At 51.9% G+C, this 15610-nt stretch carries 14 protein-coding genes; 5 read left to right on the forward strand and 9 right to left on the reverse strand.

All coding sequences use genetic code 11. The annotated features are described in order from the left end of the window. Positions 1-16 precede the first annotated feature (16 nt). Together srlA and V9K95_RS04280 are read right to left on the reverse strand one after the other, a co-directional pair. Complete coding sequence (gene srlA, locus V9K95_RS04275; RefSeq protein WP_115052477.1) at positions 17-775, reverse strand: PTS glucitol/sorbitol transporter subunit IIC; 759 nt, start codon at positions 773-775, stop codon at positions 17-19. A gap of 42 nt (positions 776-817) precedes the next feature. Further along, positions 818-1252 carry a transcriptional regulator GutM gene (locus V9K95_RS04280; RefSeq protein ID WP_336439744.1) on the reverse strand — a complete coding sequence of 145 codons (435 nt, stop codon included), beginning with the start codon at positions 1250-1252 and terminating at the stop codon, positions 818-820. Between the two features lie 197 nt (positions 1253-1449). Between V9K95_RS04280 and V9K95_RS04285 the strand changes: the two genes are divergently transcribed. After that, positions 1450-2088 (forward strand): hypothetical protein, encoded by a 639-nt coding sequence (locus V9K95_RS04285; protein ID WP_336439743.1) that lies wholly within the window; start codon positions 1450-1452, stop codon positions 2086-2088. Here V9K95_RS04285 and V9K95_RS04290 read toward each other — a convergent pair. From V9K95_RS04290 to V9K95_RS04305, 4 genes are all read right to left on the reverse strand, one after another. After that, a complete protein-coding gene (locus V9K95_RS04290) occupies positions 2069-3391 on the reverse strand; it encodes an acetoin dehydrogenase dihydrolipoyllysine-residue acetyltransferase subunit (RefSeq protein ID WP_336439742.1) in 1323 nt (440 codons plus the stop codon). The genes V9K95_RS04285 and V9K95_RS04290 overlap by 20 nt on opposite strands. 3 nt (positions 3392-3394) lie before the next feature. Beyond that, positions 3395-4393 carry an alpha-ketoacid dehydrogenase subunit beta gene (locus V9K95_RS04295; RefSeq protein ID WP_336439741.1) on the reverse strand — a complete coding sequence of 333 codons (999 nt, stop codon included), beginning with the start codon at positions 4391-4393 and terminating at the stop codon, positions 3395-3397. A 4-nt stretch (positions 4394-4397) separates the two neighbouring features. Continuing rightward, positions 4398-5429, reverse strand: coding sequence for a thiamine pyrophosphate-dependent dehydrogenase E1 component subunit alpha (locus V9K95_RS04300; RefSeq protein ID WP_336439740.1), 1032 nt, complete (start codon positions 5427-5429; stop codon positions 4398-4400). Positions 5430-5611: 182 nt separating this feature from the next. After that, positions 5612-5905 carry a hypothetical protein gene (locus V9K95_RS04305; RefSeq protein WP_336439739.1) on the reverse strand — a complete coding sequence of 98 codons (294 nt, stop codon included), beginning with the start codon at positions 5903-5905 and terminating at the stop codon, positions 5612-5614. Between the two features lie 141 nt (positions 5906-6046). Here V9K95_RS04305 and V9K95_RS04310 point away from each other — a divergent pair, with 141 nt between their 5' ends. Next, complete coding sequence (locus tag V9K95_RS04310; protein WP_336439738.1) at positions 6047-6775, forward strand: SIMPL domain-containing protein; 729 nt, start codon at positions 6047-6049, stop codon at positions 6773-6775. 487 nt (positions 6776-7262) lie between these two features. On the opposite strand, the gene V9K95_RS04315 is transcribed toward V9K95_RS04310, so the two are convergent. Continuing rightward, positions 7263-7715, reverse strand: coding sequence for a YcgN family cysteine cluster protein (locus tag V9K95_RS04315; RefSeq protein WP_307286183.1), 453 nt, complete (start codon positions 7713-7715; stop codon positions 7263-7265). A 247-nt stretch (positions 7716-7962) separates the two neighbouring features. On the opposite strand from V9K95_RS04315, the gene V9K95_RS04320 reads away from it, so the two are divergent. The 3 genes from V9K95_RS04320 (at position 7963) to V9K95_RS04330 (ending at position 11188) form a co-directional block, all read left to right on the forward strand. Then, complete coding sequence (locus V9K95_RS04320; RefSeq protein ID WP_336439737.1) at positions 7963-10083, forward strand: OmpA family protein; 2121 nt, start codon at positions 7963-7965, stop codon at positions 10081-10083. Between the two features lie 117 nt (positions 10084-10200). Then, a complete protein-coding gene (locus V9K95_RS04325; RefSeq protein ID WP_336439736.1) occupies positions 10201-10725 on the forward strand; it encodes a TIGR00645 family protein in 525 nt (174 codons plus the stop codon). A gap of 169 nt (positions 10726-10894) precedes the next feature. Next, on the forward strand, positions 10895-11188 hold the full coding sequence (locus V9K95_RS04330) for a DUF2798 domain-containing protein (RefSeq protein ID WP_307279401.1): 294 nt from the start codon (positions 10895-10897) through the stop codon (positions 11186-11188). A 58-nt stretch (positions 11189-11246) separates the two neighbouring features. Here the strand turns inward: V9K95_RS04330 and rpoD are convergent, their stop codons facing one another. Beyond that, positions 11247-13274: an RNA polymerase sigma factor RpoD gene (rpoD, locus tag V9K95_RS04335; protein WP_115052466.1), complete on the reverse strand. Its 2028-nt coding sequence runs from the start codon at positions 13272-13274 to the stop codon at positions 11247-11249. A 304-nt stretch (positions 13275-13578) separates the two neighbouring features. Further along, complete coding sequence (gene dnaG, locus V9K95_RS04340) at positions 13579-15528, reverse strand: DNA primase (RefSeq protein ID WP_336439735.1); 1950 nt, start codon at positions 15526-15528, stop codon at positions 13579-13581. Between the last annotated feature and the right edge of the window lie 82 nt (positions 15529-15610).

The following is a 15610-nucleotide window of genomic DNA, read 5'->3' on the forward strand; positions in this document are numbered from 1 at the left end:
ATCTGTTCCCCCCAGACTAAAGCTCAATGCCCTGACGGCGCGCCATGATGGCCGTTATCCGCTCAGTCAGCATGCCCTTCAGCAAAATGACTACCAGTCCAACAATCGCGTACCAGATCGCGACGTTGATGTGATAGCCGGCGGGGACAGCACCTTTTTTCTCAAGCTCCAGAAGCGCCACCAGAATACCACCCCAAACGAAATACTCGCCCGGGTTGATATGCGGGAAAAGCCCAAGAGGTGGATGCACATAAGAAACAGCCGCATCGTAGAATGCAGGCTTATGCTTTTCCTCAAGGAAGGAGCCGAACGTATAGGCCATTGGATTGGTAAGGAAAAACACCGAAAGGAGCGGCAGAATTGTGTAACGTGTAAGTGCGATACGCCCAGCGCCACGTGCGATACCGTGGACTCGCTCTTCTCCCACTAGCTCCGTCAGAGCATAGAACGCCGTCATCAGCACGACCAGAGTAGGGATGATACCGGTCACGAAACCGGCGAAAACCTCACCACCCTTTTGAAAAATACCGATGAAATATTTACCGATACTTGTCAGCCAGCCAAGTTGCTCTTCTTGCTGTACATTCTGCAGCTTCTGCTTGAATTCTTCGACGGAAATGTCGCCGGTTGACTGTGCAAGAATGACAAGATCATTTCCCGCATGATCGATTGCATGTTTCCCATGCAAGGCCGCATCCGATACCATCGACCCGGCCACCGATATATGGTGGGCGGCGATATCCGCATGCTGTGCCAAAATTGTTAGAATTGACATGTTTCCCTCCTCCTTTTGGTCACCCCCTCGAAGTGACCATCCCTATGCGTTGACAGCCTTTATACCGGTAAGACCCTTACTCTTCGGCTCAGCCTTTGCTCTATCGATCTGAGCTATCGCAACTTCTGTCGCTTTTGCGAGCGCACGATCTTCCTCTGTCGTCATCATTGAACTTGTTCGCAAAGCCTCAATCGACATATTTTCAAATTCGGGGCGTCGCCTGAACTTCGCAAAAACCGAACGGCCACTCATGACCAGAAATCGTTGAATTGCCAGATCTGCATTTGTTACGATCAGTACGATCATGCCCTTGCCAAGGCGACCGCGAACATTGCCGGCTCCAACAAAACCATCATTATACTTCGACGTGATCCCCTTCATGACGTCGGTATAGTGGCGCATCTGGTACCAGACGCCCAGCGATTGCAAAGCCCACAAAAGACCGAGCGCGAGCAACCCCCATTGCCACATGACCATACCAACTCTCCTCCCTGTTTCACCGTACGATGTGTTATGATTAGCCTATAACCTGAAAAACCGTCACGGGTTTTTGAAAAGGGAATGGCGATGATCGAAAATACCGACAGTGAACAGAAAAAATAGAACATTTGTTCTTTAAAGTGTCAATATGTATAATACATAAGTCCAAGCTAAACGCAGGCAGGTGAACAGGAATGAGCTTTATTTTTAAGGATGAACTTGTCCATGTGCCGGACCTGCGGCATCGCCTGCGTCAATTGCGCTGGTTTCGCATGGCTTTTCGCAAAAACGCTGCGCTTATCACCCAGCATTTTGGCTATCACTTTTCGATCGACGATACCAAATTGACGCGAGCCTTTCTCAACTGGATTGAAACCGTCGAATTGCAAAAATCATACGCTGATATCGATCGGAAAGACTTCATCATCTTCGCGGCAGGTATCGCACTTAAGGAACTGATTAAAGAGGAGCCTGCAAAGCTCACCGGAAAGACGAGCGAAAATGCCCTGTCACAACCGGAAATGCGCGAAATTGTTGCGTTTTGGCCAGAGGGCTTTCTCTACACAAACTATTGCGTGGGTGCGATTGCCGCCATCTGCCAACAGGAGTTTGGCACAGCACCGGAGACCAGCAAATGCGCCGAGGATTTACGAACTTGGTGGTCTTATCGCGAGAATGTTGCTGAAATACCCGATTACGCGATTGCTTTTCTCGACAAATTCATCGGCATCGAGCCCAATTGGATCACACCAAATCTCGCATCCGCACGGAGCGCCATCCGGCGCGCCACGCTCGGTAAAAGGGCTGCCAATCCTATTTTACCGACTGGCTGACTTCCTTCAGGAGGCGCATAACAACTTCACGCCGCTCCAATTGCGGCATGTGACCTGTTTGACCAAACATATGCAAAGCGATCTCGCCCGGTAGGCCAGCGCCATGGCTTGCCGGAATGATACGATCAGCAGCACCGAAAATAATGCGGACCGGAATAGAGAGACGATTCAAGGTCGGCCTTATGTCGAAAACCTGAGTGCCGTCGGCAAAAAAGCGGTCACTGATCAGCCTTTGCGCTTCACGCAGATCATCGTTCTCTGCCTGTTGCAAAGTTGCAGCAACAAAGGGCTTGGTTAGAAGGCTCTCATCTTCAACCAGCTGCTTCATCCATGCAGTCAAGCTGGCTTCAGTCCGGGCGCGCACGAAACCAGCAAGGAATGAACCATTGATCTCCGGGCCTAATCCAGCTGGCGCTATCAAGACCAAAGCTTGAACGTCCAAATTTCCGCGACCAGAAATCAGAGCAGCAATAGCTCCACCGAACGAATGCCCAACGAGTATGAGTGGTCCGGAATGTTGCGCGGCAATGGTCTGCTCAACCATTTCGGCAATCGCTTCAAGTTCGCCGGGAATAGAGCATGTGGACCCGCCATGACCAGGCAGATCGACGGCGAAAATTGGGTTATCAATACCGCCACCGCCGAGCATCGGTCGCCAGCTATTCATATCTGCGCCAAAGCCATGAAGTAGCACAACCGGCGCAAGCGACTTGTCTTTGCCCTCCCGCAACCAAGCGGTCTTGAGCATATCTCCATTGCTGGCTTGTGTCTGGCTGGCTTTAGGCATGGCAGCAGGTGTCTTGACGCAGGTTTTCAGTTCAACGTCTTTCTTTTGCACTCGGCCTTTTGGTCCGGAACCGGCGATTGAGGCCAGATCGACACCTGCTTCGCGCGCAATGCGCCTGGCCAGAGGAGTTGCGCGGATACCGTCGTTTTCATGTGAGGCAGAGGCCACGTCCGTAGGTTTCGCCGGAACATCTTGCGACACTACCTCTAGTTGCTGCTGCGGCACTGTAGCTTGCACTTCCGTCTCTACAGGAGCGATGGCCGCGTCATAGCTTTCATCTTCAGCGTATATCCAGCCAACAGCTTGTCCTACAGGAACGGTGGATCCTTCCTGTGCTGTCACATTACGCAAAACACCGGATGCCGGCGCGTCAACTTCCATCGCCGCCTTGTCAGTCTCAATTTCAAAAAGCAATTGACCTTTTGTTATCGAGTCCCCCTCCTTCGCATACCATCGCGAAATTTGGCCGCTTTCCATATCCATATCGACCTTTGGCAGGATAACTTCGACTGGCATAACCTATCGCACCCCTTTTACGAGATCGCGCGCGCTCTGGATAATTCCGGGCACTTGAGGAACTGTCGCCTTCTCCAAATCGGGATTATAAGGAATGGGAGTTTCGGCGCCGCCAAGACGAACGATTGGCGCGTCCAAATAGTCAAATGCTTCACTTTCGGCAATCATGGCGCTCACCTCGGCACCTACGCCAAGTGTTTTCACACCCTCATATACGCACATGAGCTTCGACGTTTTCTTTACGCTGGCAATAATGGTGTCCTTGTCCATCGGACGCACAGTTCGTAAATCGACGACTTCAACGTTGATGCCTTCTTTGGCCAATTCCTGGGCCGCTTCAAGCGCCTTGTGAACCATGATCGCCGACGCAACAATCGTGAGGTCAGTGCCTTCGCGCACAGTAGCTGCCTTGCCTATAGGGACAATGTAATGGCCCTCGGGAACCGGCCCCTTCATCTTGTAAAGAAGCTTATGTTCGAAGATCATGACAGGATCAGGATCCTCGATTGCAGCAAGAAGCATGCCCTTGGCATCATAGGGTGTCGAGGGTTGGATAACTTTCAATCCGGGGACATGCCCGAACCATGCTTCGAGGCTTTGGCTGTGTTGTGCTGCCGCTCCCGTGCCGGAGCCCGCAGGAAACCGCATGACCAGCGGAACTGATACCGCACCGCCGAGCATATAGCGCATTTTCGCTGCTTGATTGACGATCTGTTCCATCGCCAGCGCGGCAAAATCAGAAAACTGAAACTCGAATATGGGCCGCATGCCTGTCAGAGCAGCGCCCACAGCAACACCCGCCCCACCCAGTTCTGAAATGGGTGTGTCCATGACGCGATCTTCGCCGAAACGTTGCACCAGATCACCGGTTACCTGAAAGGCGCCGCCATAGACGCCTATATCCTCCCCCATAAGGAACACCCGGTCATCAGCCTCCATGGCGATTGCCATCGCTTCCTGGATCGCCTGCGAATAGCTCAGTTCGCGCACTACTTCATTCATGTGATCAGTCCGTATATACGTCACGCGTGAGATTATTGAGGTCCGGTGATGGACTGTCCTTGGCAAATTCGATCGCGTCGGCGATCTCCTTTGCTACACTATCGCGAAGGTCAGCGATCTGGTTGTCATCAAGGAAACCAAACTCTTTCAATTGATCCTCAAATAGATGAATGGGGTCACGATTGCTGATCCACTCCTCGATTTCCTCTTTGGTACGATAGCGGTTGCGGTCACTTTTCGAATGTCCGCGATGCCGATAGGTCTTGCATTCGACAAGAGTGGGCCCTTCGCCGCGCCGCGCCCGCTCCACTGCATTGTGAGAGGCCTCGGCAACGTCTGAAAGATTATTACCGTCGACGATTACACCCGGCATGTTGTAGGCGACCGCCCGGTCTGCCACATTGGCGACAGCAGTAGAACGTGCGGTGGAAGTAGACATGCCATAACCATTATTCTCGCAGACGAAAACAACAGGCAGCTTCCATACCGAGGCCATGTTGAGGGCCTCATGAAAGGCACCCTCATTGTTTGCACCATCGCCGAAATAGGAAACAACGACCTTACCGTTTTTCTGTTTCTTGGCTGACAGCGCTGCGCCCACGGCGATAGGAATGCCTCCGCCGACAATGCCATTTGCACCAAGATTGCCTTTGGAAACGTCCGCAATATGCATGGAGCCACCACGCCCCTTGCAGTAACCGGTTTCTTTGCCAAAGAACTCAGCAAACATTTTTGCAACGTCCGCGCCCTTGGCAATGCAATGACCATGACCACGATGTGTAGAGGTGATCATGTCATTTTCGGCAAGCGGCATGGATATACCGACGGCACTCGCCTCCTGACCGATTGAAAGGTGCATCGTACCGTGGATCAGCCCGCGTGTGTACGATTCCTCAGCGCCCTCTTCAAAACGGCGTATCAGATACATTTTGCGCAAGGCTTCCTTTAACTGATCTGGCGTGTAGTGCCGAAAGGCGAATGGAAGGTTGCTGCCGTCGTCCTTGAGCTTGGCATTTGACGTTCTGGCGGAAGCCATCCCGGGACTCCTTGACTGATTGTCGAATTACGCTGCTCGCGACCCGAAAGACATGGCAGCACTGCATATCGAGTAATGAACATTTGTATCTTAGTCAATACCTATGTCCACAACTTGCGATGCTGTAGAAAAAGAAAACGCCCCTTAACGAGGCGTTGTCTTTCCAGCAAAGTTACTGCTGTTTAGTCACCAAACCGGTGACCCTCTCGCTCCGGATCAAATGCGATCTCAGCTTCCTCCTCGTCATCAGGCAGAGCTGCATCGCTTTCCTGATATGGATTATCATCGTCGTCTTCGGACAGATCGCCGGCATCTTCGGATTCGGTTTGCCGCTCCCCCAGTATTGCCAGCTCATCATCGGCCTGCACTTCAGTCACACCAACCTCATCCCAATCCTGGGTTTCGATTGGTGTTCTGTCAGGCTTTTCCTGCTTTTCCGGCTGTTTGCCGCTAATTTTCTCTCTTTCGTCGGTCATAATGCACTCCTTTGGTTGTTCAGGAACGTCGAACAACGCTTTTGGATGCATTTTATGCAGTCGGAGATTTTTTGCTTTTTGCCCTAATCCACCCATAATGACCTGCGAGTCAGCAGCTTCACGTCATTTGGGGAGATATCCATGACATCTAAAATCCTGACCCTAGCCCTTGCAACGACTGCGATGATTGCTGTTCCTTTTGCTGCTCTTGCGGATGAAACTCCGCGCCCACGCATCATCGTAACCGGCGAAGGCGAAGCTGCGATTGCACCTGACACAGCGGTTCTTTCGCTGGTTGTTATGGAGGAGAAACCAACGGCACGGGAAGCGCTGACAGCCAACAATGAATCAATGGCCAAGGTTCTGGACGGAATGAAGAAGGCAGGAATCGCAGATCGCGATCTCCAGACCTCCGGCTTCAACATTGAACCGCGTTATGTTTATCCGGAAAACAAGGACGGCAAACAACAGCCTGAAGCACCAAAAATCGTTGGCTATGCAGTGTCCAATTCGCTTTCTGTGCGTGTCCGCGATTTGAAGAAGGTTGGAGAAATTTTGGACCAATCTGTGTCACTTGGCGTTAATCAGGGTGGCAATCTCGTATTCACCAACGACAAGCCGGATGCGATCCTGGAAGAAGCACGAAAAAAAGCCGTTGCCAGTGCTATTTCAAAAGCGAAAACTCTCAGCACAGCTGCGGGCGTTGAACTTGGCAAAATTGTACAGATTAGCGAGCAATCGCGAAACCCTCGTCCCATGCCAATGGCGCAAAGCAAGATGATGGCAATGGCTGCAGATTCTGTCCCGGTCGCTGCTGGCGAGAACACCTACAACGTAACTGTGGATGTTACTTTTGAACTAAAGAACTGATCAATCTACACAGCCAGCAATAAAAAGGGTGCTTCAAAGCACCCTTTTTATATTTTATCGCTGATCAGCGGATAATCGGGCATCCTCTGGCTCTCGCAAACACCACTGCGCTGCGATGGCCATATCTCCAGCCCGTTACTCGTAAAACGTTTCTGCGCACTGTTACCGTCGGGTTACGCAGCCCCATACGGCGTGCTTTACTTGCTGCTTGGCCAGCTGTGCAGGCGCGCCGATAACCCGGCCCCCAGTGTCCTGGCCGGTGATTGACATTGATGGTTTCCGAATTCGCAATTCCGAGTGTTTGGACCGAAGGCGTAGCAGACGCGACCCCAAGCCCAAATACGGAAGAGATACCAATCGCGGCACCGAGTGCCAGGATTCTTAATGAAACACGAGCCATTGAACGTTTCTCCCTGTCATTTAGTCCGTCAAACCGGACACACCATAAAGGTCCAACAAGTCCACTTTGTTCCCAGGTTACAAATAGTTAATTGCCGGCAACTCTTACCATATGTTCAAAGTAATCTTCGTCAGATTTCAGATCATGATCGAACGCCGTTACTTGGCCCCGAACAGAGATTCCGGCTTCATGGACAGTCTCGCTGGTACCGGAGACGAGGGGATGCCACCAATAGAGATCCTGGCCCTCATCTATTAACCGATAGCCACAGGTTTCAGGGAGCCAGTCGACAGTCCTGACAATTTCAGGCGTCAGAAACACGCAGTCGGGCACCTTCTTTTTCCGATCAACATAGTCGGAACATTGGCATGTGCCCGCATCAAGCAGCGTGCACGCCACTGTCGTGAAGTAGATTTCTTCCGTATCTTCATCTTCAAGTTTGTGAAGGCAACAACGGCCGCAACCGTCGCAGAGGCTTTCCCATTCAGCGCGATTAAGCTCATCAAGTGTTTTGGTTTTCCAGAATGGTTCGCTAGGCATACCATCAAATACAACGCTGATATGCTCCCGTCCATAGTAGCGACCGGTAGTTGTCCATGAATGCAAGATGAACAGCGCCTTCACACCGCATACAGGCGGGTAGTGGAATGCTGCATCTTTCGAATTCGGTCGCCATGGCCGGAAAAACGATGATCGCGCCACAAAAGGTTGCCATAAAATGGGAACAGGTTGCGGTTAAGAACATTTGACGTGTTTCAAGCTTTTGAAATGCGAGACAGGGATGGACATGAAACGGACAGCACTTTTTTTCGCCTCAACAGCAATTCTCTTTTCGTCGCCGCATGCGATGGCGGAGCAACCCGCTTTGAACAGGCCGTATATTTCATCGAACACCAATGATCCCCAAATGTTGCTCGCTCAAGTTGAAGAGCAACAGCCTGAAGCTGAAACAACTGAAGAGCCTGTCAAGAAAAAGCGCCCGGTTGAGGAACAAGTAGACGATGCCAAGCAGCGCGCGACCGAAGAGTCCGATGCAGCTGCCGAGTCACAAAAGCAGGCCGCAGAGCAGGCAAAAGAGCAAGCCGATCAGGCCGCAAAGGATGCCGAAGCGGAAGCCTCTGCCAAGGCAGAACAAGCCCAACGGGATGCCCAAGCCGAATCTGACAAAGCTGCGGAGAAGCAAAAGGCAATCGAATCGGAGGCTAAACAAAAGGCGGCTGATGAAGCTGCGGCCGTCGAATCTGCACAAAAGAAGGCTGCCAAGGATGCCGAACAGGCTAAGCGCGATGCTCAGGCCGAAGCTGATAAGGCGGCCGAAGAGCAGAAAGCTGTAGGAGAAGCTGCACGCGCGAAGGCGGCAGAAGAATCTGAAGCGGTCAAAGCAACTGAGAAAGAAACTGCCAAGGAAGCGGAAAAGGCTAAGAAAGCTGCTCAACAAGAAACTGACAAGGCAGCAGAAGCTCAAAAATTAGCTGAAGAAGAAGCACGGAAAAAAGCAGACAGTGCTCAGAAAGCTGCCGAGAAACAAACAGATCAGGCCGCCGAAGAAGCCAAGAAGGCTGCAGACAAAGCAGCCAAGGAAACGCCCGCCCAGCAAACCTCACCTGAAGCCGTCGAACAGAAATCTCCTGTTGAAACGACGCCTAGCCAGCCTACGGGCGAAACTCCGGCAGTACCCTCGCAGGAGGCTACGCCTGTAACGCCAGATCAAAATGCAAAGCCTGCCGATGGAACTACCGAAGCTCCTTCGGGACAGGCAGCTAAACCGGAACAACAGGAAGCATCACCGCTTCCAGAAAATGCCGCACCTGTGCTCGATAGCGATAAGCCTCGGAAGGGCGGTCGCGGAGAAAAGGGCAGCAAACAGGGCCAAGTGACAGGCGAAGCTTCACAGGAGCAGCCAGCCAGCCAAACACCGGAAACTGCTCCCGTCGCGCCGCCAAAAACTGACGCAGATGTTCAGCAAGAACTTGCTCCGGTCAAGATCGAGCCAGTACGAACAGAAAAAGGCGTACGCACCAAGGAACCTAGACGGGATGAACGTCCCGATGACGTACAGGTTATCAAGCAGTTTGATAATCGCACGATTGTCGAAGTGAATAATAATATCTTCGTTGAAAGTTCGGATCGCCCCCGCATGTCTCGGGACGCACAGGACGTGTATTACGAAGACTTGCCGCGCAATCGCACGCGAGAAACCATTATTCGTGAAAATGGCGTCCAAATCATAACGGTTCGCAATCGGTATGGAGATGTGATCCAACGCTCACGGCTGATGCCTGACGGGCGTGAGGTGGTTCTTAGCTACGCGCCCGACTATGATCGCGAAGAACGCCTCGTGTGGCGCGATCCGGGTGACGATCTGCCACCCCTGCGTCTCACGATCCCTGTACGCGAATACATTATGGACGCGGAAGAAGTGCCCGAGGAAGAAGTCTACGAATTCTTCACTCAGCCTCCGGTCGAACGTGTCGAGCGTCTCTATTCCATAGACGAGGTAAAGCGCTCTGCACGTATCCGCGACAAAGTACGCCGTGTTGATCTCGACACCATCACCTTTCCTTTCGGTTCTGCCGAAATCGGTGAAGATCAGATCGCGCGCATTGAAAGCGTCGCGAAGGCCATGGCCCAGATATTGAAGAAGAATCCTGCAGAGACATTCCTCATCGAAGGCCATACGGATGCCGTGGGTTCGGATCAGGCCAATCTCGTTCTGTCGGATAAACGGGCTGAATCAGTCGCACAGGCATTGACCAATGTCTTCGATATTCCGCCAGAGAACATGGCCACACAAGGTTATGGCGAGAACTATCTGAAGATTAAATCAGAGGGTCCTGAGCAACAGAATCGCCGTGTTGCAATCCGCAGGATCACGCCGTTGGTTGCCCCGATGGCAAGCAATAATTAATCCCTTTCGAAACAATCGGACCCGGGCAAAAGCCCGGGTTTTTTGCGTTTGCGCCTTGAGTTCACGCAGATGCTCGTTATTTGTTGTTTGAACCTGTACTTCTATCGGAATGAGCAAATGAAACGCATAGAAATCTTTATCGAAAACATCATCCTCGCTTCACGTTGGCTTCTGGTCGTCTTTTATCTCGGGCTGGCGATTGCACTGGCGATCTATGCTTTTTCTTTTGCCGGGAAGCTCGTCGATTTCGTCTCCAAAGTCATGATCCTGAACGAAACCGACACGATCCTCAAAATGCTCAGCCTTATCGATGCAGCCCTCGTTGCAAGTCTTGTGGTCATGGTCATCATTTCCGGTTACGAAAATTTCGTATCGCGGTTCGACCAAGCAGATGAAGTGCACTGGCTCGGTACAATCGACGCTGGATCACTTAAAATCAAAGTCGCATCGACCATCGTGGCGATTTCATCGATCCATCTGTTGCAGATATTCTTGAACCTGACGCAGTACAGCCACGAACAACTGATGTGGTTCACAATTATCCACCTTGCCTTCGTGTTTTCGGCCTTGTTCCTCGCCTATATCGACAAACTCATGGTCAAGGATAAAGGCGACAAAAAATCCCACGAGCCATCGCTCTGAACAAAAAAGCCCGGTCAGCCGGGCTTTTTTATTGCCAACACGTCTATGCCGCGTGTAAAGGACAAGCGTAGGTTGAACTTTCAGCCCTACCGTAAGCGTCTTACGTCAGGCAACGCATCTCCTCCGGTCTCTAACCGGCGTGGCTTTTATCGGCCAAGGATCGTTGCACATGAGACCGCATACTTACGGAAAAACCATGAACTATAATCAGAAACTGTCTTTTCGTCGCAAGTTGCCAGCGAAGTACATTGCTGTCATTACACCGCTTATTCTCTCGGTGCTCATGACTTTAGTGGTGTCATTCATTGCGACAGTAAAGAATCTCGGGCTTCACGCCGACCTGCCTTACAATTGGGTAACAGCTTGGGCCTTGTCGTGGGTTGTTGCATTTCCAACACTTTTAATGGTGCTGCCTGTCGTTCGTCGTATCGTCAGCATTATCTGTGACTCGCCCACCCGCTAATGCAAAACGGGATGGGTTTTCGCCCATCCCGTTCTCTATTTTTGCAGATAAGGATCGCTTAGCTGTCGAGGAAGCTGCGCAGCTTGCGCGAACGGCTCGGATGCTTGAGCTTGCGCAATGCTTTGGCCTCGATCTGACGAATGCGCTCACGCGTAACCGAAAACTGCTGTCCAACTTCTTCCAGCGTATGATCCGTATTCATGCCGATACCGAAACGCATACGCAGGACACGTTCTTCACGCGGTGTCAGTGATGCCAGCACCCGCGTAGTGGTATCGCGCAAGTTCGCCTGAATCGCAGCATCGATAGGCAGAAGCGCATTCTTATCCTCGATGAAATCACCGAGGTGCGAATCTTCTTCATCACCTACCGGTGTTTCGAGCGAGATTGGTTCCTTGGCAATCTTCAGGACCTTGCGCACCTTCTCAAGTGGCATAGCCAGCTTTTCAGCCAATTCTTCCGGTGTCGGTTCACGGCCGATTTCGTGCAGCATCTGGCGCGACGTACGAACGATCTTGTTGATCGTTTCAATCATGTGCACCGGAATACGGATTGTACGTGCCTGGTCGGCAATAGAACGGGTAATCGCCTGCCTGATCCACCATGTCGCATAGGTCGAGAACTTGTACCCACGGCGATACTCAAACTTATCGACCGCTTTCATCAAACCAATATTGCCTTCCTGAATAAGATCAAGGAACTGCAACCCGCGATTGGTGTACTTCTTGGCGATGGAAATGACGAGACGCAGATTTGCCTCAACCATTTCTTTCTTGGCAAGAGCGGCTTCGCGCTCACCCTTTTGCACCTGGTTGACGATGCGGCGGAACTCCGAAATGGAAATTGCAGTTTCCTGCGCCATATTCTGAATTTCGGTACGCAGATTTTTGATCGTCTCTTTTTCGTTCTTCGTGAACTCTTTCCAACCGCGTGTCGTCAGGTTGGAAACAGCTTTCAGCCAGTTCGGATCAAGTTCGTTGCCCTGATACTCTTTCAGAAAGTCTTCACGACGTACGCCATAGGACTCCGCAAGACGCAACAACCGGCCCTCGTTCTGCACGAGACGCTTGTTGATGTCATAAAGTTGAGCCACCAGAGCTTCAATACGATTCTGGTTCAGCGACAGCGATTTCACTGCCTTGATCAGCTGGTCCTTGAGCTCCTTATAACGGCGCTCCTGGCTTGGTGACAACGAACCCGATGCAGCAAGGCGATTTTCAACTTGCTGATCCTGAAGCTTGCGAAGCTTTTTGTAAGTGTCAGCAATAACGTCAAGGGTTTCCATGACCTGCGGACGCAATTCGGCTTCCATCGCTGCAAGCGACAGATTGGCCTCATCATCCTCATCATCGTCGTCTTCGACCTGCGTATCGCCACCAACATTTGTAATGTCGTCATCATCGCGGCGGCTGCGCGAACGATCATTTCCTGGAGCAGGTCTTTCTTCTTCGACGCGCTCAATTACCGGTGCCTGCTTGGCTTCAGGGCCAGCATAGGTCGTTTCCAGATCAATGATTTCGCGCAGAAGAATCTGCGATTCATTCAGCGCTTCGCGCCAGATGATGATCGCCTGAAACGTCAGCGGGCTTTCACATAGGCCTGAGATCATAGTCTCACGACCAGCCTCGATACGCTTGGCGATCGCAATCTCGCCTTCACGCGACAAGAGCTCAACAGTGCCCATTTCACGCAAATACATGCGAACAGGGTCATCTGTGCGGTCAGTTGGTTCTTTCTTGGTGACAGTCGGAGCGACAGCCGTACCGGTCGACTCGGCGAGCTCGCGCGCATCGCTTTCATCATCGGCGCTATTATCCGCCTCTTCGGCGTCCGCGTCTTGCTCGTCATCCTCAACAACATTGATGCCCATATCGCTGAGCATCGCCATTGTGTCTTCGATCTGTTCTGAAGTGACCTCTTCGGATGGCAGAACTGCATTGAGTTCGTCCATCGTCACATAGCCGCGCTTCTTAGCGAGCTTGATCATCTTCTTGACAGCGTCATCGGAAAGGTCGAGAAGCGGACCGTCTGGCGCGCCTTCGCGCTCGACTTCTACTTCTTCATTTTCCTTTGCCTTCGTTGCCATATTCTATATCTCCAAGCGACGTTCGCTTTTTTCATGCATGAGAACAACGAGTGCAGCAGCGCACCGGTTCCCCTACATCAATCAAGGTATTAAATGATCGACTAGCCGAAATCCTGTTAATGGCGGATTAACCCTGTTATTCCGGTGGCGAGCACGCTGCATATTTGTCGAATTTGCCGGTATTTCTGCAAAACCCACAAACATCAACGCAATATCTACAATTCTGCGCAATCTGATTCCGTCATTATTGACCCACGTCAACCCCGACTCAACTGATTCGGGTCAAAAAAGCGAATCAATTCGGTCAAAAACCCTTCGCGGAGCGTCCAGAGGGGATTCCAAACCCTTCGATCAGCGCCTCCGTAGCCTGCGCGTTACGGATATCGTTCTGTATATCGAGTAACCTGTTAAAGTTTTCCTCGGTCGCGTCAGCACCCAAAGCTACCCGAGCCAATTCTAGTTCTTTATGTAGTGCGCGAGCGCGCTGATGCAAGTGGATCGCCTGCCGCAAAGCTTCTCTGGCGTCCTCTTCTGCAGCTTCAGCAGAAGCAGACCATTCACGGTTGCGTCGGATAATAGCTTCAAGCGCCTCCACCAGCGTTGCCAATCCCTGATCCGCGATTGCCTTGCGCATCTCTGTTCCACTGGAGACATGATGCTCCGCCATCGCATCGAGCATAGCAGCATGAAAACGCTTCAGGTCCGGATGCTCCAATTCAAGATCAACAACCGTTTCAAAGTCATCTTCAATCAGACGGGGATGGTTGAACAAGGTCATCAGAATAGCTGTTTCTCTAACAGGAAGCTTTGATGACGAGCGAGCGCCCAATGCCGACTTTGTCAGATTATCACTGACAGCAAACCGCCCGGTGGCAGCACCTTTTCCGCGAGAACCATATCTGGGCTGACCATAGGCATTCTGATTGTTGCCGCGCTCACCATTGTTACGTTGGTTAGGCCCGAAAAACTGCTGGATTCGCTCACGTACATCCTGGCCATAATGACGCCGGACATTCTCATCGGCAATCAAAGCAGTCATCTGTTTTAAGCGAGATTCAAGCTCGGCCCGACGTTCAGGCGTATCAAAGACACCGCTTGATGTCTCACGACTCCATAGCATGTCCGCCAAGGGGCGGGCATCATTAAGGACTTCCTGAAAAGCCTGTGGCCCTGACGACTTAACGAGGTCATCGGGATCTTTGCCTTCTGGCAGCACAGCAAAACGGAGCGAATATCCCGGCTTCAAAACCGGCAAAGCCAAGTCGATTGCCCTATGCGCCGCCTTTATGCCGGCACTGTCGCCGTCAAAACAAAGTACGGGCTCGGGTGACATTCGCCAAAGAAGACCCAGCTGATCCTCCGTCAGCGCTGTACCCAACGGCGCAACCGCATGTGTGAACCCCGCCTGCGCCAAGGCGATAACATCCATATATCCTTCCACCGCAATGACAGCTTTGGCTGGCTGTCCCGCTTGCGGCTGTGCTGCCTTGCGGGCGCGCAATGCGTTGAACAGAATTTTTCCTTTGTGGAAAAGCTCGGTTTCATTGGAGTTCATATATTTTGCGATGGCATTGGGAGCCAGCGCTCGCCCGCCAAAGGCAATGATACGCCCCCGTAAATCTTCAATCGGAAACATGATGCGATCACGAAAACGATCAAAGGAAACTGGCTTGTCATCGCCATATACCACCAAGCCGCAGGCTTCTATCTGATCCTTTGTAGCCCCTTTGCTGGCCAGATGTTCTTTCAGGGCATTACGGCTTTCCGGTGCATAGCCGAGACGGTAAGAGTGCTGCGTTGCAGCGCTGAGCCCGCGATCGCGCAAATAAGCCCGCGCTTTTGCACCACCGGCCGTTTGCAACTGGTCCTCGAAAAACTTCGTTGCCATTTCCATGACATCATAGAGCGTGGCGCGCTTTGCCTCGCGTATCTCCATTTCGGCATCGCGCGCGGGCATGGGAACACCCGCCATATCCGCAACACGCTCGACCGCTTCCGGAAAGCTCAGGCCCTCAAGTTCAGTCAGAAAACGAAAATGATCGCCTGTGACCCCGCATCCGAAACAATGATACCGCCCTTTGCGATCCTCACAGTGAAAGCTAGGTGATTTCTCGCCGTGAAATGGACAGCAGGCCCAGAAATCGCCTTTCTGGGCATTTGTCTTCTTGCGATCAAACGAAACGCGTGTCCCGATGACGCTGGATATCGGCACACGCTCCCTGATCTCGTCGAGAAAAGATGGCGGAAATCGCATATGGATGTTCGTTCTAAATTAAACTCTGCTGCGGGATATGGAGTGCTCAACACTCACGTCTGAGGTCCAGGTTCATTGTGCC

Origin of the sequence: Phyllobacterium sp. CCNWLW183, assembly GCF_037203775.1 — a bacterium.
Classification (GTDB): Bacteria; Pseudomonadota; Alphaproteobacteria; order Rhizobiales; family Rhizobiaceae; genus Phyllobacterium; species Phyllobacterium ifriqiyense.

Coding starts and splice junctions, on each gene's coding strand:
- V9K95_RS04295 (WP_336439741.1), bottom strand. CDS start 4,393: ATGAATGAAGTAGTGCGCGAACTGAGCTATTCGCAGGCGATCCAGGAA.
- srlA (WP_115052477.1), bottom strand. CDS start 775: ATGTCAATTCTAACAATTTTGGCACAGCATGCGGATATCGCCGCCCAC.
- V9K95_RS04280 (WP_336439744.1), bottom strand. CDS start 1,252: ATGGTCATGTGGCAATGGGGGTTGCTCGCGCTCGGTCTTTTGTGGGCT.
- dnaG (WP_336439735.1), bottom strand. CDS start 15,528: ATGCGATTTCCGCCATCTTTTCTCGACGAGATCAGGGAGCGTGTGCCG.
- V9K95_RS04330 (WP_307279401.1), top strand. CDS start 10,895: ATGAGACCGCATACTTACGGAAAAACCATGAACTATAATCAGAAACTG.
- V9K95_RS04325 (WP_336439736.1), top strand. CDS start 10,201: ATGAAACGCATAGAAATCTTTATCGAAAACATCATCCTCGCTTCACGT.
- V9K95_RS04300 (WP_336439740.1), bottom strand. CDS start 5,429: ATGGCTTCCGCCAGAACGTCAAATGCCAAGCTCAAGGACGACGGCAGC.
- V9K95_RS04315 (WP_307286183.1), bottom strand. CDS start 7,715: ATGCCTAGCGAACCATTCTGGAAAACCAAAACACTTGATGAGCTTAAT.
- V9K95_RS04290 (WP_336439742.1), bottom strand. CDS start 3,391: ATGCCAGTCGAAGTTATCCTGCCAAAGGTCGATATGGATATGGAAAGC.
- V9K95_RS04320 (WP_336439737.1), top strand. CDS start 7,963: ATGAAACGGACAGCACTTTTTTTCGCCTCAACAGCAATTCTCTTTTCG.
- rpoD (WP_115052466.1), bottom strand. CDS start 13,274: ATGGCAACGAAGGCAAAGGAAAATGAAGAAGTAGAAGTCGAGCGCGAA.
- V9K95_RS04285 (WP_336439743.1), top strand. CDS start 1,450: ATGAGCTTTATTTTTAAGGATGAACTTGTCCATGTGCCGGACCTGCGG.
- V9K95_RS04305 (WP_336439739.1), bottom strand. CDS start 5,905: ATGACCGACGAAAGAGAGAAAATTAGCGGCAAACAGCCGGAAAAGCAG.
- V9K95_RS04310 (WP_336439738.1), top strand. CDS start 6,047: ATGACATCTAAAATCCTGACCCTAGCCCTTGCAACGACTGCGATGATT.